The following is a 20802-nucleotide window of genomic DNA, read 5'->3' as shown; positions in this document are numbered from 1 at the left end:
TAAAGCATACCACTCGCACCATTAAAATTCATTGTTGCTTTAACTAAATTTCATCACAAAATTTTGTGTAATTATTCAGCATTAATGGACAGTGACCTCCATTGTTTTGACAAACTCTCTGGCCTGATATTGTATGAGGCACGCACTTCGGCTTAGGGGGGAACGATCCCCCTAAGCGGCTTATGGAAGGCTCAGGGAAAAGCGGACTTGCCGAAACCGCCATTTACAACAAGTTAAAGGACTTTGGAATATTTTCCAAAGTCCTTTAACTTGTTGCCCGAATTATACCAGCGGCACTGCTGCCTGACCGCAAAAATAGCATGCGCAATATCTGTCAAGTACCGCAAAATGTTTTGTATGGGCAGGCTGACGGCTCAGGCAGTGCGGCGTATTCTATTTGTTCCCGGGAGTAGGCGTAAGGATTGGAAAGGACGGCAAGCAGCCGCTCCATTAGGCTGTAATCTCCCTGCTGCACTGCGGCTTCAAGGGCTGACTCCACCCGGTAGTTGCGAGGGATTACGGCGGGATTGCTTTGCCTCATCAATTGGAGCGTGTCCTCTTTCGTTTCCTGTTGTCGGCGTAATCTTACCTGCCACCGCTGATGCCACTGCGTATATTCCGCAGCGCTAAACAAAACCGCATTATCGGAAATGTCAAGCGTTAATGAACGGAAAGTATTGGTATAATCGCTGCGATATTTCTGCATCATACTTAGGAGATCGGCAATAAGGGATTCGTCTTGTACCTCCTCATTCCATATTCCTAACTTTGCTCTCATTCCTGCCAGCCAATTCTGATGATATAGCGCACTAAAATCTTCAAACGCAGCCTGAGCCATTTCAACAGCTGGTTCATAATCGGCGTGAAGAAGCGGCAATAGGGTTTCCGCAAATCGCGCAAGATTCCACCCGGCAATTAACGGTTGATTGCCATAGGCATACCGGCCTTGAAGGTCAATTGAACTGAATACCGTCGCCGGATCATACACGTCCATAAAAGCACAGGGACCATAATCAATAGTTTCTCCACTAAGAGCCATATTGTCGGTGTTCATAACTCCATGGATAAATCCTGCCAGCTGCCATTTAGCAATCAGCACTGCCTGACGCCTTATGACCGCCTTAAGCAGCGAAAAATATGGATTCTCGTCACTTTCAATTTCCGGGAAATGACGTTTTATCGTATAGACAGCCAATTCTCTAAGCTCCTCAACAGTGCCCCCTGCTGCAACGTATTGAAAAGTGGCCACCCGCAGATGGCTGGCAGCCACACGAGTCAGAATTGCGCCCGGCTGCTCCGTTTCGCGAACAACCGGTTCACCGGTCGTTACCACCGCCAGACTGCGAGTGGTAGCAATCCCAAGCGCATGCATTGCTTCGCTGATGATATATTCGCGCAGCATCGGTCCAAGGGCGGCACGACCGTCACCCCTGCGGGAATATGGCGTTTTACCCGAACCCTTAAGCTGAATATCAAACCGTTCACCCTGGGGAGTAATCTGCTCGCCAAGTAACAGCGCTCGGCCGTCGCCTAACATAGTAAAATGGCCAAACTGATGTCCCGCATACGCCTGAGCAAGCGGCAACGAACCTTGAGGAAGACGATTGCCAGCAAGCACCTCGGCACCGTCTTGACTTAACAGCTCTTCAGCCTTCAATCCGAGGAATTTTGCCAAGGGGGAATTAAAAACTACTAATTTTGGCGATCGCACAGGAGTTGGGCTGAGACTACTAAATAATGATTTCGGCAGACGGGCATAACTGTTGTCTAAATTCCATCCTATTTCTGCTATTGCCTTTCCTATTGCCATCGTACCACCCTTTTTCTTCTTATAATTCCCCATCATTACACAAAAACTCCTACCAAATTTAAACAAAAATTGGCAGGAGTTCCCTTTTCCCTCTATTTTTTATTGTTCCTTCTCTTCCGCTACCCAATACTCGCCAAAAGATTTGCGAAACTGCACAATCGCCCAGCCGCGCAAATTGGGGTCAGGATTTTGCATCAAGTTTTTAAACACATCATACATTTGTTTCAATTCCGGGTCAGTAGTATCGTCTTTACTGACTTGTTCTTTACCAAACAAAAGCCAATCTTCCCCGGGTGAGCTTGATTTCTAAAATCTCTAATTGTAAAAACCTCCACATCTTGCGATGTGGAGGTTTATTGTTGCAAGCATGGTGCCGCAGGGCAGAATCGAACTGCCGACACGAGGATTTTCAGTCCTCTGCTCTACCGACTGAGCTACCGCGGCAAATAGATTCTTGCGCGCTGACAAAAAAATGGCGACCCGAATGGGACTCGAACCCATGACCTCCGCCGTGACAGGGCGGCATTCTAACCAACTAAACTACCGGGCCGTATTATTATAATAAAATGGTGGGCGATGACAGGATCGAACTGCCGACATCCTGCTTGTAAGGCAGGCGCTCTCCCAGCTGAGCTAATCGCCCGAAATGGTGACCCGTGCGGGAATCGAACCCACGATATCGCCGTGAAAGGGCGGTGTCTTAACCGCTTGACCAACGGGCCGAAATGGTGATCCACGTTGGATTCGAACCAACGACACCCTGATTAAAAGTCAGGTGCTCTACCAACTGAGCTAGTGGATCATGCGCTTCACAAGATATGATTATAACGCAATGCAAAATTATTGTCAACTACTTTTTTTGCCGTTTCTCATGTCCTTGTGAAGTAATTCACCTCGAAACTAGAACATCTCGTGCAAAATAATCGTTTGTTCCCGATCCGGTCCGACAGAAATAATGCCAAGGGGAATACCGGCCGCTTTGCTCAGACGTTCTACATAACGACGGGCATTCTCCGGCAGCTCCGCATAAGTCCGGGCGCCGCTGATATCCGACTGCCAGCCGGGCAGTTCTTCATACACCGGTTTAACTTCTCCCAGCACCTTCAGACTGGCCGGAAATTCGCTCAGAATGTTGCCTTTATATTGATAACCGACGCAAATCTTTACGGTCGGTAATTTATCCAGAATATCCAGGCGGGTAATAGCCAAATAATCAAGCCCATTAATATAGCCGGCATAGCGGACTACACAGGCGTCCAGCCAGCCGCAGCGGCGGGGCCGTCCGGTTACTGTCCCATATTCATGGCCTTCATCCCGGATTGTAGCCCCTACCTCATCAAACAGCTCACTGGGGAATGGGCCCTCGCCTACCCGGGTGCTGTAAGCTTTCACAACACCCACGACTTTGTCAATTTTCGTCGGCCCGACTCCGGCACCGACACAGGCACCGCCGGCAATGGGATGGGAGGACGTAACATAGGGATACGTGCCATGATCTAAATCCAACTGAGTCGCCTGAGCTCCCTCAAACAGCACCTTTTTCCCCTCGGCCAGAATATGATTTAAAGCAGCCGATGTATCCGTTACAAAGGGACGTAGCTGATTTGCATAATCAAGATATTCGGTTTTCATTGCTTCATAATCAAACGGTTTTTCTACGCCGTAAACGGCTTTTAATAGCTGATTTTTTGCTGCCAGATTCCGTTTCAGTTTCGCACTGAATTCTGCTTCGTCCATCAAATCGACAACGCGGATGCCGATCCGGGCATTTTTATCCATATAACAAGGCCCAATTCCCCGTTTGGTTGTGCCAATTTTCTGATCGCCGCGGCTGCCTTCTTCCACTTCGTCCAGCAGTTTATGGTAGGGCATAATTACATGGGCCCGATTGGAAATTCTCAGACCGCTGGTATCAATTCCCTTATCCCGCATTCCCTTTAATTCTTTCAGCAAGCCGGCCGGATCAATGACCACGCCATTGCCGATAATGCAAATCTTGCCTTTATATAAAATACCCGAAGGCAGCAGTTGAAGTTTAAAAGCACTCCCATTCAAGACAACGGTATGACCGGCGTTATTGCCACCGCCGTAACGCACGACCACATCCGCTTTTTCCGCTAAATAATCAACAACCTTCCCTTTTCCCTCATCGCCCCATTGGGTCCCAATCACTACTACTGCTGACATACTCCTCACCCTTTCTTTATGCGCTTCGGCCAGTTTCTTTCCCCGGCCCGCCGCTCTTCAGTCTATGCTTACAGACCAAATCTTGCCATAATGGTATCAATATGCCGAAGATAATAGGAGTATTCAAAACACGCTTCAATCTCCGCCGGAGATAAATATTGTTTAATATCTTCGTCCTTAATAACGTTGGTCTTAAAATCGGCACCTTCCAGCCATTTCGCCATGGCATTACGTTGTACCCAGCGATACGCCGTTTCCCGAATGACTCCCTTGTCTACCAGCGCCAGCAACAGCCGCTGACTGAAAATCAGGCCGCCGGTTTTCGCCATATTCGCTTTCATCGCTTCCGGATACACCAGCAGCTTATCAATAATATTAGTAAACTTGCGCAGCGCATAATCCACCAAAATCGTACTGTCCGGTAAAATAACCCGTTCCACGGAAGAATGGGTAATATCCCTTTCATGCCACAAAGCCACATTTTCCAAAGATGCCATGGCATTGCCGCGAACCAGCCGGGCCAAGCCGGCGATCCGTTCGCAGGTAATCGGATTCCGTTTGTGAGGCATTGCCGACGAACCTTTCTGTCCGGGAGCAAAGTATTCTTCCACTTCCCGGATATCGGTGCGCTGCAGATTGCGGACTTCTGTGGCAAACTTCTCCAGTGAACTGGCAACCACTGCCAGCGTAGTCATTAACTCGGCATGACGATCCCGCTGAATGACCTGCGTCGCCAGTTTGGCAGCCTTAATGCCCATTTTTTCACAAACATAGCTCTCAATCCTCGGATCAATATTGGCATACGTACCTACTGCACCGGATAATTTGCCGATAGAAACAGTTTCCCTGGCCCGCTTCATCCGTTCAATATTCCGTTCCGTTTCATCCAGCCAGAGGGCAAATTTTAGTCCCAGTGTCATGGGTTCGGCATGAATGCCATGAGTTCGACCAATCATAACCGTATATTTATGCTCCGCCGCCCGACGTTTCAGTATGCTTTTAAATTTTTCCAAATCATCAATAATAATGGTGCAAGCCTGTTTCATCATCGCCCCCAAAGCCGTGTCTTTGACATCACTGGAGGTCAATCCTTTATGAATATATTTCGACTCATCACCGACATTCTCAGCTACAGCCTGCAAAAAGGCCAAAATATCGTGATGGGTTACTTGTTCGATTTCCCGAATCCGTTCAACTTTGAACTTCGCCTTTTCCCGGATAACCTTTACAGCCTCAGCCGGAATTTCTCCCAGCTTTGCCATCGCCTCGCAGGCATAAATCTCAATATCCAGCATGGTTTGAAATTCATTTTCATCAGTCCAAATACGCCCCATTTCCGGGTATGTATAGCGTTCAATCATGATTATCGCTCCTTTGCTTCTAAAATATTGAAATGCTGTACCGGGACAGTGCTCAGCCGTATGCCCAGCCATTATTCTGCCCGATGTCACAAAAATAACTCAAATCGGCAATCGTTGCCCTTATTTGAGTTTAGCGAGGAATTTATTCGTATTTTCCCTTGTTTATCATAGCATCCTTTTCGCCACAGTGTCAATAAAAATTTCGAATGTTTTTGTTGTTTGTCTCCATAATGTTCGGAGTTTATGACATAATAAACCGAAAAAAACGCCGGTAAACTTGGCGCAAACCCTAATTTTGTCATTGCCAGCGGCAGCGAAGCAAGTTTCCTGTACGGATGCACCGATCCATTGCGACGGCTGCCGACTCGCGATGACAGACAGGAGCACCCGCCCAAATAAGCCCGCGGCCCAGCGCTAACAACGAATGAACTCTCATTGCTCCTCTGTCCCTGTCAGCAGCCAGCCTGACAGCAGCGCGGTAAAAGGAGCAACCAGCACCACGCCGAAGCTGCCTACCAAGGTATGGAGGATTTCCGCCGCAATATAAGTAAGATTGAGAACATTGACTGCCGGTGTTCCCTGGGCGATAAATACCATCATCAGCGCCGTAAAGGAGCCGGAATAAGCCAACAGCAGCGTTGTCGTCATGGTTCCGACCACAGCCCGCCCCACATTCATGCCGGAAGCAATCACTTCCCGCCGGCTCATACCCGGCTTTTTTTTCACCAATTCAGCTACGGCTACGGCAATATCCATCGCCACATCCATCATGGCGCCGGAAGAAGCCAGAAAGATACCGGCAAAAAATATCCTGGTCAAATCAAGCTGACTAAAACCTACGTGAAGCAATGTTTCAGCGTAAGGCACCACTGCCCCGTGAACTTTCAGCAATTTGCCAAATACGACAGCCAGTATACAGGCTGATGCCGCCCCGCTGATCGTTCCTAAAAAGGCGGCCGCTCCCTTGCGGCTGAAACCGGCAACCAAAAATATAACGCAGCCGACAATGCCGCCTACCATCAGGAAAGAAAGGAAGATCGGATCCCAGCCTTTCAGGATCAAAGGCCACAGCCCTTTCCACAATAGCAGAACGGTAAAAACAAAGGACAACAGCGCTTTCGCTCCGGTCCACCGGGCATACCAAAACAGCACCAGGGCGAACAAGGCAAACAGCCAGCCTTCTGCATCCAGGCGGTAGTGGTCCAGCAGATTGGCCGCACCGGCCTGGCCGTTTTCATCCTTGATGACGACCAGCGCCTTATCCCCCGGCTGAAATATTTTATCCATTTCCAGCTTCCCCAGCAGAGTATTCGTGGTCTCAATTGTCTCTCCGCTAAACTTTCCGTCTTCGACTTCCAATGTCACCCCCTGAACCCCTGTCTTGACGACGCCGCGCTGATGAACCTGTTCATTGTCCACAGTAAGAACTTTGGCCTTGCTGCGCACATAGCCGTCCTCCGGATCAGGGAACCCGGTGGGAATGAAGTAAAGAATAAAACACAGTAAGGTGATAAACCATACGAAAACTTTGTTTCGTTTTTGCTGCGCAAGCATATGTCCCCACCCTTTCCCAATATAGTAAAAATAGAGATAGAACGGGACCGGCTCCCGCTCCATCTCTTCGCTTTATGGATTCGATACGGCTTAACTTACTGGTATTGCAGCCCCATAATACTCATGATTTTTTTTGCCGTATCGGTATTGTCGTAATACCCCTGGAACATGTCGCCGCCTGCTCCCTGGGCAAATACCGGCACTGCAACTCCGGTATGAGCATAAGTAGTCCAGCCGATACCCGCTTTTTGATTCAAAATATGGGTAACTGTTACCGAGAATGGTTCATAACCGCCGTAGAGAAGGTACGACTGCTCGTCTCTGGCCCGTTTCTTCGGATCAATCATACTGGCGGCAAGAGCATCCTGGAGGCGGGTCTTTTCGTAATCGCTCAGGTCATACAAACCGAATTTTTCCGTCAAAACCGGCAGCCAGTCATTCAGGCTGGCTCCGGCAGAGCCTACATTGTCCCGATAATCTTTAATTGCTTTGTCAAATTCTTCAAACGACAAAATTTGATTGTCGATTTTACTAAAGAAGGTGTCATACTGAGTTCCGGCAAAGCCAATGGTCATCCCGCCGGTTTCATGGTCGCCGGTAACGACAATCAGCGTCTCGTTAGGATGTTTGGCATAAAACGTAAGCGCTTCGCCAATCGCATTTTCAAAGGCGACCATATCATGAACCGTGGTAGCGGCATCATTGGCGTGACAGGCCCAGTCAACTTTCCCGCCTTCCACCATCATGAAAAAGCCATTGGGATTGTCTAACAGTTCAATTCCCTTTTGTGTAAAATCAGCCAGCGACAACTGATCGGTCCGGTCAACTTCATATTGCAGCGCCGATTCCGCAGCAAGCACGGGATTAATGGCAATCACCTTACCGTCAGCTGCCTTTAATCCCAGAATATCTTCTTTGGTATTGGCAACTTTGTAGCCTTTTCCCTGGGCAATCTCCAGTGCATTCTGCTTGTCGTTTTTCTTGCCGTTAGGCGCTAACAGTCCGCCGCCGGCAAAATAATCAAAGCCGCTGTCGGCCATAGCCAGCTCAATTTCGTAATAATTTTTGCGGGTAGGCTCATGCGCGTAAAAAGCGGCCGGGGTCGCGTGATCCAGGGAAACGCTGGTGACAATACCGATCTTCATCCCCTGTTCCTTTGCCATTTCAGCCATCGTCTTAAACGGGACTGTTTTACCGGCATCCATGCCCAACACATCATTATTGGTTTTATGCCCGGTAGCTAATGCCGTTCCGGCAGCAGCCGACTCGGTAATAAAAGTGTTGGCTGCATAAGTAGTTTGCATTCCCTGATAAGGAAAACGGGTAAAGTTCAGTTTTTCCCGGTTCATCCTATCGCTGCTGTCCACAGTTCCTTTATATATCTCAGTAGAAGTGATCTGCGGCATGGCCATGCCGTCCCCGATAAAATAAAATACATACTTTGCTTTTCTGCCGTAATGACCGTTTTCCACACCGGCGGTTGCAACCTGCTGCTGAGGAGCAGCCGCTGTCAGAACAACTGCCACCAAAACCAGCACCGCCACAGTTAAGCCGAGCACTTTGTTTTTTCGCACCACGCTATCGCCTCCATAATTTTTTATCAATTACCTATTTCCATTATAGCGGAGACATTTTAGCTTTATGTTATCGGCAGATTAACTTTTGGTAAAGTGTGGCATGAAATCAACGTAAAAAAACAGGCAAGCATCTTACCTGCCTGCCCGGAATAATCTCTGCATTTGTCTATAGCTGACCGCGTATATGAGCGAGCTCCGCCTGATCTTCACAGTAATACCAGCGGATGGATTTGCCAATCACACATCTTCGGGCGTCCATTTTACCGGCAAGAGCCAGCCGCCTCATTTCCCGCAAATCAAACCCGTTGGTGGAAAAATAATTGGCCGAAAGGAACCCCGCCAATTTTAATCGCTTACGGTACTTCCCTACATCAACGGTATCCAAAGTAACATTTAAAATCGCCATATCCAATCCGTCCCTTCTATCAATACATAAATTTAAATTGATAGCTTGCAATCTTGCAGCTCTGCAAAACAGCCCAGACCCATCACAGCGAAACATGAAAGCTATAGATTCCGTTCAGCGGAGCATTATGCTCCGCTGAATTTTTTCTTTTAGGATTTCGCGAATTTTTTAGTAATTCCTTTAATTTTTATGTACTTTTGTGTAAAATAAACGTTAATTCTATTTTACACAGCCGTTACAAACCTTATTTCTCCCCTTGACAAAACAAATAATCCGTGTAACAATATAACAAAGTTACACTCGCCCTGCAGGCCTGTAGTGATACAAACAGAATATAGCTGAAAAATGATGACTGGGATAAAGCAAACTCTACCTTCCCTTCAGAGAGCCGGTGGCTGGTGAAAACCGGTGCAGGTGTATTTGCGAAACTCCCCCAGGAATTCTTTTGCTGAAAAGATTCTGAGTAAGCAAAAGCGAAATCCCTCGTTACGGGAGTCAGCCGCGTTATCTTGTCCGGCTGAGGTTTGAGCCCCAAGGTAGGGTGGTACCGCGATATCATCGCCCCTATTGACACTTGTGTCAATAGGGGCTTTATTTTTACTTTGAAAATTGAAAAGAGGTTTTACCATGAAAGCTTCCCGTTTTCGCTGGGTATTGGCGTTAGTGATGTTTATTATTAGTTTTGCCGCCTATATGGACCGGGTTATTTTATCGGCGGCAACTCCTTCTCTTATGCAGGAATTTTCTTTTACCAAGGTGGATATCGGGCTATTGCAGACACTATTTTTTACCGGCTATGCGCTGATGCAGATTCCCGGCGGCATGCTGGCCGAATGCTTTAAGCACCGGTTAGTTGTTGCCATTACCGCGCTGTGCATGTCTGTTTTTACTGTGTTTACCGGAATGTGCCAAAGCTTCCTGGCCTTTGCCTTTGTGCGAACTCTGGTAGGAGTCGGTGAAGGCCCCCTGTTCCCGGCACTCAGCGTATTTATTTCCCGCTGGTTTCATAACACCGAAAAAGCCAAGGCTTCTTCCTTTATGAGCGGCGGTTCCTTTGTCGGCCCGATGCTGGGATCGGCTTTTACCGTCTTGCTCACTATGACCTTGGGTTGGAGATCGGTATTTTATATTCTGGGATTTGTCGGGCTGATTCTGGCAGTCATCTGGTATACCTTTGCCAAAAACCATCCATCGGAAAGCCGCCAGGCCAACGAAGCTGAAAAAGCCTATATTATCGGCGGCAATGACTCTCTGGGCAGTTCCGCTAAAATCGCTCCCTGGAAACAATTTTTAAAATCACGCCAGTTCTGGGCCATCGGGGTTCAGTACTTTATTACCGCTTATATTATGTATGTATATCTGGCCTGGCTGCCTTTGTACCTCATGGAAGCCCAGCATTTTTCCTTGGCACAAATGGGAATTGGCGCCTCGATACCCTGGATGGCCCTTTTTGCCGTCAATGGCCTCGCCGCCATCGCCAGTGACAAATTGGTAACAAAAGGAATTGCCAAAAACAAATGCCGTTCCTGGTTCGCCATTACCGGTTTAGCTGGCTGCGCCTGCTTCATGTATGTGGCATCCTTAGCCTCCACCCCCTGGATGAACGTACTCTGGCTAAGCCTTTCTCTGGGCTCTCTAGGCTTTACCTTTGCCACCGCCTGGCCGGCCTGCATTGATTTAGGCGGCGTTTATTCCGGCTCCGTTGCCGGCTGGATGAACTTCTGCGGTAACGTGGGTGGTGTAGTAGCTCCTATAACCACCGCCTGGCTGGCTACCCATTATAGCTGGCAGACGGCTCTGCTGGTCACCTCTGCTTCCTCAGCCATCGGCATTGTTGCCTGGCTGATGGTACAGCCGGATATTTCCATTGTCCCGGAAAAGACTTCCGTCGAAAAACCTCTCTGCACGGAAGTATAACAGCGCTAAAAAGCTTTCTCACCGCAGTCAAAGAGGCTGTCGTCCTAGCGATATAAATAGATCGCTGGCGACAGCCTCTTTTTGTTCGTTTACAACCGGCCCCTCATTCGTAATGCCGGCTGATATCTTACGTTTTAACTCAACCGGCACATTGCTGCCGGTTTTTTTCCCGCCGATACTGGATCAAATCTTCCACGGTAACCACCGGCATATCGTGCTTTTGGGCAAAGGCGGCGATTTCCGGCAGCCGGGCCATCGTGCCATCATGGTTTGTAAGCTCGCAAAGCACACCATAGGGCTTTAGTCCGGCAAGGCGCATTAAATCAACGTTCGCTTCTGTGTGTCCCGGCCGTTCCAGCACGCCATCCGGTTTAGCCCGTAAGGGAAAAACATGCCCGGGATGCCGCAGATTTTCGGGCCGAGCCGCTCCTGTCGTTGCCGCTTTGACAGTCATTACGCGATCAGCGGCTGACACCCCTGTCGTAACTCCCTGTGCCGCTTCAATAGAAATGGTAAAGGGAGTTTGAAAACTGCTGGTGTTATGTTCCACCATCATCGGCAATTGTAATGCCTTAACTCTTTCTTCCGGCAGACACAAACAGACAATACCGCTGCCCTCCCGGATGAGCAGGGCCATCTGCTCATTCGTCAGGAACTCAGCTGAAAAAAAGATATCCCCCTCATTTTCCCGTTGTTCATCATCGGTGACCAGCACTCCGTGACCACTGCGCAGTGCGTCCAACGCTTTTTCCACCCGTTCATGAGGATTGCCAAACTGAATTAATAGATTCTGATTCATGGTATACGCCTCCTGATTTTATAGCGACTTACCAGAATCAGGGCGCAGAAACAGACAGCTGCAAAAGGGCATGTGCTTTCAAAGACATAGAAAATATAGCTGCATCTGTCTTATCCTCTTTCATCCGGACTATAACCGTCGGCTCTGGCTTTTCACCAGATCTGCTGTCCTCTTCAAAGCAAAGAGCGCTTGCGGGCTCCCCAGGAAACCTGAGCTACCGCCGATGGGGATTTTCACCCCGCCCTGAGAATAAGTCTTCTATATTATAGGATATAGCTTTTTTATTTTTTGTCAATCCTTCTGAAGCTAGGAATTGACTGCTTCTAGTAATGCCATATTGTGAAATATAAATTCAAATAATCGCCGACCAGAAGGGATCTTTTTACTTTTGTGGAAATTATAAGAATGTAATAATTTCCCATTTTGTTCGCACAGACTCAATTTAACTAAGGAGGGTACTTATGAAAAGAATTGTCTTATTAGGACTGGTGTTCATGTTTCTCTTTACCGTATCGGCGATGGCCGCTCCCGGACCGGTTGTAGGCGATCAGGCACTGCTGGATACTGCTTTTGACAAAGGATTGCTCATCAGTCTGGATGACTTCTTCGCCAACCATCCCATACAAGAAGGCCAGCCGGCCCGGGGTGATGAAATTTTCAAATCCCCGCGCGTCCAAATTAGCCTTGTAACGAATAAAGGTCCGCTGATTGGCCTGCATTATCATGCCACAGCCGATGAAATTGTGTTTGTATATAAAGGCGAGGGTGAAATGTATATCGGGGGAAAATGGATACCGGTTAAAGCCGGCGATATCCACATCAATCCCCGTGGCGTAGTCCACGCCACCCGGGTAACCGGTGACGAACCAATGGAAGTCATCGGCTTCTTTACCCAGCCCCAGGCAAACGGCAACGACAAAGTCTTTATGAGTCAGGACTTTAACGGAGTTATCGGCGCTCCCACCCTGCTGGACGCCAGTGCGAAACAAGGTCTGCTCATCAATCTTGACAACTTCTATGCCGAGCATCCTCTGAAAGCAGGCGCTGCCACCCGGGGTGATTCCGTATATAAATCACCGCGTTCCGAAGTCGTCCTGGTACAAAACCACGGTCCGCTGATTGGCAGACACTTCCATCAATCCTGTGAAGAAATCGTTTTCGTATACAAAGGCCAGGGAGAAATGTATATCGGCGGCGAATGGGTTCCGGTTAAAGCCGGCGATATCCACGTTAATCCCCGCGGCTTATACCATGCCACTCGTGTAACCGGCAATGAAGACCTGCAGGTCTTCAGCATATTTACTCCGCCCCAGGCAAACGGCAACGACAAAGTATTCCTTGACAAATAATGAATTTTAATTGTGCGAACAGCAAAAGAAGCGTACTCGTACGCTTCTTTTGCTGTCTTTTTGTGCAAGAATTTTCCCGCGGTTTAAGCTGTCAACACGAATGTTCCGTCTCCCTTTGTCAATGGAGCAGCGCCCTTATAATATCTCGGCGGCTGACAATTCCCAAAACTTTATTGTCCTTGACAACAGGTATCCGCTTAATTCCGTGTTCAATCATAAGCTTCACTACGGCATCAATATCTGCGTCTTCATCAACCGTAATGACCTTTTTAGTCATCATTTCACAAGCCTGCCCGGCCATTAGTTTTTTAAAATCCTCATCATAGCGCCGCACGCCATTATAATAAATAATCGCCCCTAGAATATTGACAAAATGAGGAATGCGGGGACTCATTTCCTTATGTAAAAGATCCCCCTCGGTCACAATTCCGACAAGGTCCCCGGCATCATCCACCACAGGTACTCCGGAAATTTTATGATCCAGAAGTACTTGGGCAATCTCCCGAACCGTTGCCTGCTGATTCACGGAAACTACTTCTTTTTCCATAATATCCTGAGCCTTCACAACAATCACCTCCCACCATTTTCTCCTATTACAATTCGCTGTCCCCCTGGCAGGAACCCTCTATTTCCCCTTATTTTTTCTGTTTTCTGCTGTAATTTTTATCTTTTCTTTTACAAAGAATTCTTCGATAATTTTCTCCCGTATAAATATCGCCAATCGGCTCCTCAATTGGTTTATAACGAAGACCTGCTTGCCGAATACTGTTCGGCAGCAAAATCGATAAAGGCTTTGGCAGCATTGGACAGATACCGGTCCTTATTCCAGGCAACACCGGCCTGAATCAAAAGCGGATTGACCAGGGGCCGGCTTAAAATAGCGGCATGCTTCTTGACGATGGCATCAAGGAGAAAAGCGATGCCGACTCCCTGTTCCACCAGCCCTAAAATAGTTTCGATCTGCCGGGAAGAAAAAATAATATTCGGTTCAAACTGGTTTTTAGCACATTCTTCTAAAATAATTTGCCGCATGTAGGTATCTTCTTTAAATAAAACGAAGGGATACTCCCTGAGTTCTGTAAAAGGTATGCGGGAAAAACTGCCTAAGGGATGGCGACTGGACAAACAAACGTGGATCTGCCCGGTCGTGATCGGCAAAGTCGCCAGCCGGGAGGATATATTGGAAATGATTAAAATTCCTATATCCAGCTTTCCCTGTTCCAGCTGCCGGCGGATGGACAGAGATCCCTCCTCGACAAAAGTCAGCTTGAAATCAGGGTAGCGTTCGCGGAATCGCGCAAACACGTTCGGAAAAATGAAAGCGCCAATAATGGGTGTGATGCCGATTTTTATCGAGCCTTTGTAAAGCAGCCGGTAGTCGTTCATCTCCCGAATCGAGTCTTGCAGCCGATTCAGGATATCGTCAACCCGCTGAAGAAAAATTTTTCCCTCTATCGTGAGGGTAATTTGCCTTTGGCTCCGGTCTAACAGCTTGACACCAAGTTCTTCTTCCAATTTCTGAATCGCCACCGTGACCGACGGCTGAGCAATATGAAATTGCTCAGCCGCTTTTGTTATGCTATTCAGCCGTCCTACAATCTGAAAATACTCTAACTGACGTAGATCCATTTTCCCACCTGCAATGCTATAGTTTGTAACTATTTTATCATAGTTAACCCATATTTTTAATATATATACTTTTGCTTTATACTACAAATAGAGAGCGTTGACAGATTATTATCAGGAGGTCTTATTAATGGAATCTGCTTTAGCCCTATTTGTACTGGGTTTTTCCGTCGGCACTTTCGGCACATTAGTCGGCATTGGCGGCGGCATCATTCTGGTCCCTATCTTTCTTATGATTTTTCACTGGACTCCCCAGCATGCCATCGGTACCTCATTAGTCGTAGTTTTCTTTAACGCAATGTCTGGCTCGATTGCTTATATACGGCAAAAAAGAGTCTACTACGATGCGGCCATCCGGTTCAGCCTGGCAACCCTTCCCGGTGCCTTTATCGGCAGCTATCTTGCCGTATATTTTACCGGCTCCAGTTTTCGTATCGCCTTCGGCATCTTGTTAATGATCATGGCAATTCTTACCTACTTTAAGCCGGCAAAAAAAGCAGAAGGAGCCACTTTTGACAAAAATACCTTCCATTATAATCGTACCTTTGGTGTCTTTATAAGCCTGCTGGTCGGCTTTATCTCCAGCATCATGGGTATCGGCGGCGGAATTATCCACGTCCCGGCTATGGTATATCTCCTTGCTTTTCCGCCCCATATTGCCACTGCAACTTCTCACTTTGTCCTCGCCGCTTCCAGTCTTTTCGGCGTGGTCTCCCACTTTATGCTCAATAACATTTTAATTAAACCGGCGTTACTGATTGGTTTCGGCGCTGTTCTCGGAGCACAATTTGGTGCGCGCTTGTCCTTAAAAGTAAAGTCCCGCTCAATTATGCTCATACTAGCCATCACCTTATTCCTGGTGGGTATACGGCTAATTTTTGCAGCAACCTCGGGAATATAAAAGAGAGCAGCTGTTCAACTCACTAAAAAAACCATTGTCCGTAATCTATATTAATTCCCAAGGCTAAGTATATCTCGCGGCAGTCATTGCCATAATCGTAAAAACCCACAACGTCCTGAAGCAGCGTTGAGGGATGATTGCCGCGAATACTCCCTTATTTTATTAAAGGGCAGCAGTGTATACTATTTTATACTCTGCTGCCCTTCTTTTTACTTATCTCTCTACAATTTTACAAAGCGAACTTTGATAATTCCTTCCACACCGCTCAGGAATTCCAGCGTTTCCTTCGAAATTTCCGAATCAACGGTCAGCACCATCATGGCCCGTTTATCGCTGATCTTACGCCCCACCTGCATAGTGGCGATATTGACTTTGCCAACGCCGAACAAGGTCCCCAGCTGGCCGATAACGCCCGGTTTATCCGTATTTTCCGCTATCAGCATATATGGTGCCGGACTTACGTCAAATTCATAACCATTAATTTCAACGATTCGGATCTCGCTCTTACCGAAAATCGTACCGCTAATGGTAAATTCTTTATTCTTCGATATGACCTTGATAGTAATCAGCGTCAGATAATTATCTACCACCGACTCCTTGCTTTCCGTTACGACAACGCCCCGGCTTTCCGCAATAAAGCTGGCATTTACATAATTCACCTGTTCCTTCAGCACCGGTTCAAATAATCCTTTCAATATAGCCAGAGAAATCACCGACGTTTCCAGCTCCGCAGCCTCGCCCCGGTACAAAATTTCTACTTTCTCCACCGCGTCTTTTTCCAGCTGATAATACAGCTTGCCCAGTGTTTCCCCTAAGTTTAAATGCGTTTTCACATTTTCCAGCTCACCGTGGTGCAGCGTTGGCAAATTCACGGCGTTCGGGACCATTTCTCCCCGCAGAGCGGCGACAACTTCCTTGGCAATGGTAATCCCCACATTATTCTGCGCCTCTACCGTATCGGCACCGGCATGAGGCGTTACAACCACATTGTCAAAATCCAGCAACGGCGAAGTCGCTTCCGGTTCTCCTTCGGGAACGTCAAGCCCCACACTGGCGACAATCTTCTTCTTCAACGCTTCTACCAGCGCTTCTTCGTTGATTAGTCCGGCCCGGGCACAATTTACGACCCGAAGTCCCTTTTTCGCAGCTTTAAATTGTTCCTTCCCAATCATTCCATAAGTTTCTTCCGTCTTGGGAGTATGTATCGTCAAAATATCACATTCCCGCATCAAATCTTCCAGTTTCTCTTTTTTATCAACGCCCAGATTTTTAAACCGGCTGTCACTAATATACGGATCATAGGCGATAATATGCATTCCAAAAGATTTTAACCGGGTGGCCACTAAAGACCCGATCCGTCCCAAGCCTACAATGCCTACCGTTTTACCTTGAAGCTCCATTCCTTTTAGGCCGGAACGGTTCCACTCTCTACTGCCCTGCAGTCGGTTATAAAGCCGGGGAATGTTGCGGCACGAGGCAATCAGCAGACCGATTGTCAGCTCGCATGCCGACACAACGTTGGATTCCGGGGTATTGACAACGATAATCCCCCGTTTTGTCGCCCCCTCCATATCAATGTTATCGACTCCGTTGCCGGCCCGGCCAACTACCTTCAACAGGCTGGCTTTTTGGTACAGTTCTTCATTGACTTTGGTATTGCTGCGAACAATCAGCGCATCATAGGCGCCGATGATATCCAGCAGTTCCTGCCGGCCCATTCCCGGCTTGACATCAACCGTCGCCCCTTCCTGTGTCAATTTCTCGATTCCCTTGACAGCGATTTGCTCTGAAACTAATATTTTCATCCTATTTTACCCCCTATTTTGTTTACTCTGGAAAAAATTCTGCGGCTCGGCCTGATCAAAACAAAAACCCGCCCCAAATATTGGGGCGAGCTTTTTACCCGCGTTGCCACCCAGTTTGAGCCGAAAAGCATAGTGGTAGTCGCAAAACAAAAAGTTCCCGTCCCTATAGGGACGAGAACCATTCCCGCGTTGCCACCCATGTTGCCTTACGGCCAACTTTAATCGCGCTATCGGGCGAATCCCCTTCTGATTCTTCATCAGTCACTCCCAGGCGGAACTTTACTGTCCGGTCTACGGCTCGCACCAACCGCCGATTCTCTGAATACCTTTCATTCAGCTTCCTGTTCATTGTGTTAAATATGAAATTAGTTAAATTTTACTGTATCCATAGCCACAAGTCAAGTAGCTGCGCTAAATTTGTTTAGCGGAAAAAACAAACAAAACGGTAATAATAGCAAGGATCATGCCTGGGGCCGTCCGTTTTGCGATTTCCATTGGATTTACACCGGCTAATGTCGCACAAACAATAGCACCGCCTGCTACCGGCGACATCGTCCGTCCCAATGCTCCGGATATCGTCGCCAGTGATCCCATATCGGTGATTGTAAAGCCGAATTGCGCGGCATGGGGCGTCACTGCCCCATTGAAAGCCAGGGCTGCCGCATCACCCGACCCACTGACTATGGCTAAAAAGTAGGGGCCAAAAGCTGCCGCATATCTGGCAATATCCTGGGATTCCTTCATCTTTTCAATCAAAGCGCCGGTAAGACCGATAGTGTCCATTCCCTGAGTAAAGACAGCTGCAGCAATAATGATACCCATAATAGAGCCGTAGGAATCCCCCATGCCTTTAAAGAAATTTTTACTAATTTCCTGCGCATCCCCCATATTTACGACAAAGCCAACGATAGCTCCCAGAATCATCGCCTGAGGAACAGTAACTGTAGGAATTAAAGCAACCTGCTTGCTGCCTACTACCAGCAAGACAAGTGGAAGAATCGGAACCAAGGCTTTAATCGGGTTTACTTTAAAAATTTGTTCCCCGCCGCCGGCTGCAGCAGCCCGCTCCTCACTGGGACCTTCTTTCCGCACATAACAGACAATGGTCAGCACCGGCACCGCAACAGCCAGTGCCGCCAGCACCGCCGGAGTATGGCCGGCGATAACTGTCATAACATCCACATTGGCCAGTTTGGCAACAAAGGGATTATGGCTGAGGCCCGGACTCAGCGTACTGCCGAAAGTACCTGACATGACACAGGCAGCCGCCATAGCCGGGTGAACCCCCGCTTTAATCAATGTGGGAATCAACACAGCACCCACGGCAGCGGCACAGCCGGCGGTACTCGGTAAAGCGATATTCAAAACCCAAGTCAGCAAAACCGCTCCTGGAATTAAGAAAATTTTGACTTTTTTTAGTAAACCGGTTAAACACTGTACCAGATGACTGTCACAGCCGGTAAGTTTCATGACATACGAAAAACCCATAACCGTACAAATCGTTGTGACAAGTCCCGCATTCACCATCGCTTTGGCAAAAGCGTCAATCGCCGCTAAAGGCTTCCCGGCAATAGCGGCCATGGCCAAGCCGGCGACAAATAGAGCCAGCCTTGTTTCACAGCGTTTAATAATTGCAACAAAAGCTAAAATCACAATTACAGCGCCAATCCAAATCATTTTATCACTCTCCTCTACTATAATAAAAGCACTATTTGTATACATTATACTATGAATCTTTTGTCTAACTTTGTAATATCATGTCGAATGTTTTTTGTTATTTTGAAAATAGCCGCCGAAAAACTTTCCCGATGACTTTGACATAGAAGAGAAAAGGTTCCAACCCTTGACGCAACTCAGCAACAGTATTAATAAAATCATCCTGCAGTGGAGCGAGAGCGCTGCTTGTTTGCCCAATTGCATTTTTCACGCTGAACGCCAGTTCATTAACAGTTGCCAGTGTTTTCGGCAGTACGGAAAGCATCTCGCCAATATCCCCATTATGAGCATCAAAAAAATCCCGGACGGTCCCCAACAAGCCAAAAAGCCGGCGCAAAACAGCAATCAAATAGCAGCCGGCAATGACGATAACTGTAAAAAGAATAAACAAACCCATATCGTACAGCGAAATATACACGTCTATCCCTGCTTTCAGCCCGCTTTGGCAACAAACGGTCAGGCAATCCGTCCCGGCCGCTCATCCCACTCCACCGTGCAAGCTTATTTTTGATTCTTTCAGCTGCCATTCTCTCTGTTCCTTTTCATTTTATATTTTCGACAACGCGTAAATTTTCCCTGTAAATATTGCAAACATTTATTCATATTTCCTCGGTGCGAGGAACAATACGCACATTCTCTAATTCACTGTATTTTCTTACTATTTTATGATAAACTTAGTAATAGATATCATCAGAATAACCGAAGGGAGATTGAAGAATGAAAAAAAGTTTTTTAGCCACACTTGCTGTAATTTGCCTGCTTCTCTGCAGCTTTCAAGTTGCATTGGCAGAAGAAGCTCCCACTCCTTTACCAAACGTCAAGATTTTGGCCACAGGCGGTACGATTGCCGGCAGCGCCGCCTCCAATACGCAAATGACAGGCTACAAAGCCGGCGCTCTGGGTATTGATGTTTTGATGAATGCTGTTCCGCAAATGAAGCAATACGCCAACGTCAGCGGCGAACAAGTTTGCAGCATCAGCAGCAACAATATGACTGACGAGATTTGGCTGAAAATTGCCAAGAGAGTAAATGAGTTACTGACCAGTGACGATGTTGACGGTATTGTGATCACTCACGGTACCGATACACTGGAAGAAACCGCTTATTTCCTAAATCTAGTAGTAAAAAGTGACAAACCGGTTGTCCTTGTCGGCGCTATGCGTCCTGCCACTGCAATCAGTGCCGACGGACCGGTGAATCTATTAAACGCAGTCCGCCTGGCAGCCAGCAAAGATGCTTGGGGCAAAGGCGTGCTGATCGCCATGAATGATGAAATCAACAGTGCCAGAGATGCCACCAAGACCAATACAACCCATGTAGATACCTTTAAAGCACCAGAACTTGGCTGTCTCGGCTATATCAACAATGGGAAACCCTATTTTTACCGGAACACCACCCGGCTGCATACCAGTCAGTCCGTTTTTGATATAACCGGTCTTACCCAACTGCCGGATGTTGAAATTATTTATAGTCATTCCGGTGAAAATCGCGCCTTAGTCGACGCTGCAGTGGCTGCCGGAGCCAAAGGTATTATTTATGCCGGAACAGGCAACGGAAGTATTCACGATGCCGCGGAAGCCGGATTGATCGATGCCCAAAAGCAGGGAGTCGTCATCGTCCGCAGTTCCCGTACCGGCAATGGCACAGTGATCAATTCCGTGCCAAAATGGGATAAGGAACATTTCTTAATGGCCGATACCCTGAATCCGCAAAAAGCACGTATTCTGTTAATGCTGGCACTAACCAAAACAGATAATCTCGAAGAGATTCAAACCATGTTTAATGAATATTAA

The 20802-nt window shown here is 47.6% G+C and carries 19 protein-coding genes, 5 tRNA genes, 1 riboswitch and 1 other annotated feature; of the genes, 5 read left to right on the top strand and 19 right to left on the bottom strand.

Annotated features, from left to right (window positions below; genetic code table 11):
* Positions 1-334: 334 nt before the first annotated feature.
* From ABFC84_15145 to ABFC84_15085, 13 genes are all read right to left on the bottom strand, one after another.
* The gene (locus ABFC84_15145; GenBank protein MEN6414073.1) at positions 335-1846 is read right to left on the bottom strand and encodes a protein adenylyltransferase SelO; all 1512 of its coding nucleotides are present in this window, start codon (positions 1844-1846) and stop codon (positions 335-337) included.
* A 63-nt stretch (positions 1847-1909) separates the two neighbouring features.
* Positions 1910-2086, bottom strand: coding sequence for a hypothetical protein (locus tag ABFC84_15140; GenBank protein MEN6414072.1), 177 nt, complete (start codon positions 2084-2086; stop codon positions 1910-1912).
* A gap of 92 nt (positions 2087-2178) precedes the next feature.
* Positions 2179-2254 (bottom strand) — tRNA-Phe (locus ABFC84_15135).
* Positions 2255-2283: 29 nt separating this feature from the next.
* Positions 2284-2360 (bottom strand) — tRNA-Asp (locus ABFC84_15130).
* 17 nt (positions 2361-2377) lie between these two features.
* Positions 2378-2453, bottom strand: a tRNA-Val gene (locus tag ABFC84_15125).
* 4 nt (positions 2454-2457) lie between these two features.
* Positions 2458-2532 (bottom strand) — tRNA-Glu (locus tag ABFC84_15120).
* 4 nt (positions 2533-2536) lie between these two features.
* Positions 2537-2612 (bottom strand) — tRNA-Lys (locus ABFC84_15115).
* Positions 2613-2710: 98 nt separating this feature from the next.
* The gene (locus ABFC84_15110) at positions 2711-3997 is read right to left on the bottom strand and encodes an adenylosuccinate synthase (protein ID MEN6414071.1); all 1287 of its coding nucleotides are present in this window, start codon (positions 3995-3997) and stop codon (positions 2711-2713) included.
* A gap of 68 nt (positions 3998-4065) precedes the next feature.
* Positions 4066-5358 (bottom strand): adenylosuccinate lyase, encoded by a 1293-nt coding sequence (purB, locus tag ABFC84_15105; protein ID MEN6414070.1) that lies wholly within the window; start codon positions 5356-5358, stop codon positions 4066-4068.
* 298 nt (positions 5359-5656) lie between these two features.
* Entirely contained in the window at positions 5657-5794 is a 138-nt protein-coding gene (locus tag ABFC84_15100; GenBank protein ID MEN6414069.1) for a hypothetical protein, read from the bottom strand.
* Positions 5791-6912: a YibE/F family protein gene (locus tag ABFC84_15095; protein MEN6414068.1), complete on the bottom strand. Its 1122-nt coding sequence runs from the start codon at positions 6910-6912 to the stop codon at positions 5791-5793. The genes ABFC84_15100 and ABFC84_15095 overlap by 4 nt, the downstream gene beginning before the upstream one ends.
* A 95-nt stretch (positions 6913-7007) precedes the next feature.
* Positions 7008-8489 carry an alkaline phosphatase gene (locus tag ABFC84_15090; GenBank protein MEN6414067.1) on the bottom strand — a complete coding sequence of 494 codons (1482 nt, stop codon included), beginning with the start codon at positions 8487-8489 and terminating at the stop codon, positions 7008-7010.
* A 166-nt stretch (positions 8490-8655) separates the two neighbouring features.
* Complete coding sequence (locus tag ABFC84_15085; GenBank protein ID MEN6414066.1) at positions 8656-8895, bottom strand: hypothetical protein; 240 nt, start codon at positions 8893-8895, stop codon at positions 8656-8658.
* 339 nt (positions 8896-9234) lie between these two features.
* Positions 9235-9464 (top strand) — a binding site (T-box leader).
* 58 nt (positions 9465-9522) lie between these two features.
* Here ABFC84_15085 and ABFC84_15080 point away from each other — a divergent pair.
* Positions 9523-10812, top strand: a complete 1290-nt coding sequence (locus ABFC84_15080; GenBank protein ID MEN6414065.1) for an MFS transporter — start codon at positions 9523-9525, stop codon at positions 10810-10812.
* Between the two features lie 139 nt (positions 10813-10951).
* On the opposite strand, the gene ribB is transcribed toward ABFC84_15080, so the two are convergent.
* On the bottom strand, positions 10952-11611 hold the full coding sequence (gene ribB / locus ABFC84_15075; protein MEN6414064.1) for a 3,4-dihydroxy-2-butanone-4-phosphate synthase: 660 nt from the start codon (positions 11609-11611) through the stop codon (positions 10952-10954).
* A gap of 108 nt (positions 11612-11719) precedes the next feature.
* A riboswitch (FMN riboswitch) is annotated at positions 11720-11866 on the bottom strand.
* Positions 11867-12072: 206 nt separating this feature from the next.
* Between ribB and ABFC84_15070 the strand changes: the two genes are divergently transcribed.
* Entirely contained in the window at positions 12073-12960 is an 888-nt protein-coding gene (locus tag ABFC84_15070) for a cupin domain-containing protein (protein ID MEN6414063.1), read from the top strand.
* A 118-nt stretch (positions 12961-13078) separates the two neighbouring features.
* Here the strand turns inward: ABFC84_15070 and ABFC84_15065 are convergent, their stop codons facing one another.
* Positions 13079-13525, bottom strand: a complete 447-nt coding sequence (locus ABFC84_15065; protein ID MEN6414062.1) for a CBS domain-containing protein — start codon at positions 13523-13525, stop codon at positions 13079-13081.
* Between the two features lie 173 nt (positions 13526-13698).
* Positions 13699-14589, bottom strand: a complete 891-nt coding sequence (locus tag ABFC84_15060) for a LysR family transcriptional regulator (GenBank protein ID MEN6414061.1) — start codon at positions 14587-14589, stop codon at positions 13699-13701.
* 127 nt (positions 14590-14716) lie between these two features.
* Between ABFC84_15060 and ABFC84_15055 the strand changes: the two genes are divergently transcribed.
* The gene (locus tag ABFC84_15055; protein ID MEN6414060.1) at positions 14717-15487 is read left to right on the top strand and encodes a sulfite exporter TauE/SafE family protein; all 771 of its coding nucleotides are present in this window, start codon (positions 14717-14719) and stop codon (positions 15485-15487) included.
* 221 nt (positions 15488-15708) lie between these two features.
* Here ABFC84_15055 and serA read toward each other — a convergent pair whose 3' ends face one another.
* Entirely contained in the window at positions 15709-17292 is a 1584-nt protein-coding gene (serA, locus tag ABFC84_15050; GenBank protein MEN6414059.1) for a phosphoglycerate dehydrogenase, read from the bottom strand.
* Between the two features lie 18 nt (positions 17293-17310).
* Here serA and ABFC84_15045 point away from each other — a divergent pair, with 18 nt between their 5' ends.
* Positions 17311-17514: a hypothetical protein gene (locus tag ABFC84_15045; protein ID MEN6414058.1), complete on the top strand. Its 204-nt coding sequence runs from the start codon at positions 17311-17313 to the stop codon at positions 17512-17514.
* 189 nt (positions 17515-17703) lie between these two features.
* On the opposite strand, the gene dcuC is transcribed toward ABFC84_15045, so the two are convergent.
* Both dcuC and ABFC84_15035 read right to left on the bottom strand, forming a co-directional pair.
* Complete coding sequence (gene dcuC / locus ABFC84_15040; GenBank protein ID MEN6414057.1) at positions 17704-18969, bottom strand: C4-dicarboxylate transporter DcuC; 1266 nt, start codon at positions 18967-18969, stop codon at positions 17704-17706.
* Between the two features lie 97 nt (positions 18970-19066).
* A complete protein-coding gene (locus ABFC84_15035) occupies positions 19067-19426 on the bottom strand; it encodes a hypothetical protein (GenBank protein MEN6414056.1) in 360 nt (119 codons plus the stop codon).
* Positions 19427-19725: 299 nt separating this feature from the next.
* Here ABFC84_15035 and ABFC84_15030 point away from each other — a divergent pair, with 299 nt between their 5' ends.
* Positions 19726-20802, top strand: coding sequence for a type II asparaginase (locus ABFC84_15030; GenBank protein ID MEN6414055.1), 1077 nt, complete (start codon positions 19726-19728; stop codon positions 20800-20802).

The sequence above is a fragment of the Veillonellales bacterium genome (genome assembly GCA_039680175.1).
Classification (GTDB): domain Bacteria; phylum Bacillota; class Negativicutes; order JAAYSF01; family JAAYSF01; genus JBDKTO01.
Note: the sequence above shows the minus strand (reverse complement) of the source record. Positions and strands in the feature narration are given on the sequence as shown.

What these genes read in the sequence shown, in the direction of transcription:
- ABFC84_15085 (MEN6414066.1), bottom strand. Translation starts at nt 8,895, where the DNA reads ATGGCGATTTTAAATGTTACTTTGGATACCGTTGATGTAGGGAAGTAC.
- ABFC84_15095 (MEN6414068.1), bottom strand. Translation starts at nt 6,912, where the DNA reads ATGCTTGCGCAGCAAAAACGAAACAAAGTTTTCGTATGGTTTATCACC.
- ABFC84_15145 (MEN6414073.1), bottom strand. Translation starts at nt 1,846, where the DNA reads ATGATGGGGAATTATAAGAAGAAAAAGGGTGGTACGATGGCAATAGGA.
- ABFC84_15055 (MEN6414060.1), top strand. Translation starts at nt 14,717, where the DNA reads ATGGAATCTGCTTTAGCCCTATTTGTACTGGGTTTTTCCGTCGGCACT.
- ABFC84_15060 (MEN6414061.1), bottom strand. Translation starts at nt 14,589, where the DNA reads ATGGATCTACGTCAGTTAGAGTATTTTCAGATTGTAGGACGGCTGAAT.
- purB (MEN6414070.1), bottom strand. Translation starts at nt 5,358, where the DNA reads ATGATTGAACGCTATACATACCCGGAAATGGGGCGTATTTGGACTGAT.
- ABFC84_15030 (MEN6414055.1), top strand. Translation starts at nt 19,726, where the DNA reads ATGAAAAAAAGTTTTTTAGCCACACTTGCTGTAATTTGCCTGCTTCTC.
- ABFC84_15070 (MEN6414063.1), top strand. Translation starts at nt 12,073, where the DNA reads ATGAAAAGAATTGTCTTATTAGGACTGGTGTTCATGTTTCTCTTTACC.
- dcuC (MEN6414057.1), bottom strand. Translation starts at nt 18,969, where the DNA reads ATGATTTGGATTGGCGCTGTAATTGTGATTTTAGCTTTTGTTGCAATT.
- ABFC84_15110 (MEN6414071.1), bottom strand. Translation starts at nt 3,997, where the DNA reads ATGTCAGCAGTAGTAGTGATTGGGACCCAATGGGGCGATGAGGGAAAA.
- ABFC84_15080 (MEN6414065.1), top strand. Translation starts at nt 9,523, where the DNA reads ATGAAAGCTTCCCGTTTTCGCTGGGTATTGGCGTTAGTGATGTTTATT.
- ribB (MEN6414064.1), bottom strand. Translation starts at nt 11,611, where the DNA reads ATGAATCAGAATCTATTAATTCAGTTTGGCAATCCTCATGAACGGGTG.
- serA (MEN6414059.1), bottom strand. Translation starts at nt 17,292, where the DNA reads ATGAAAATATTAGTTTCAGAGCAAATCGCTGTCAAGGGAATCGAGAAA.
- ABFC84_15100 (MEN6414069.1), bottom strand. Translation starts at nt 5,794, where the DNA reads ATGAGAGTTCATTCGTTGTTAGCGCTGGGCCGCGGGCTTATTTGGGCG.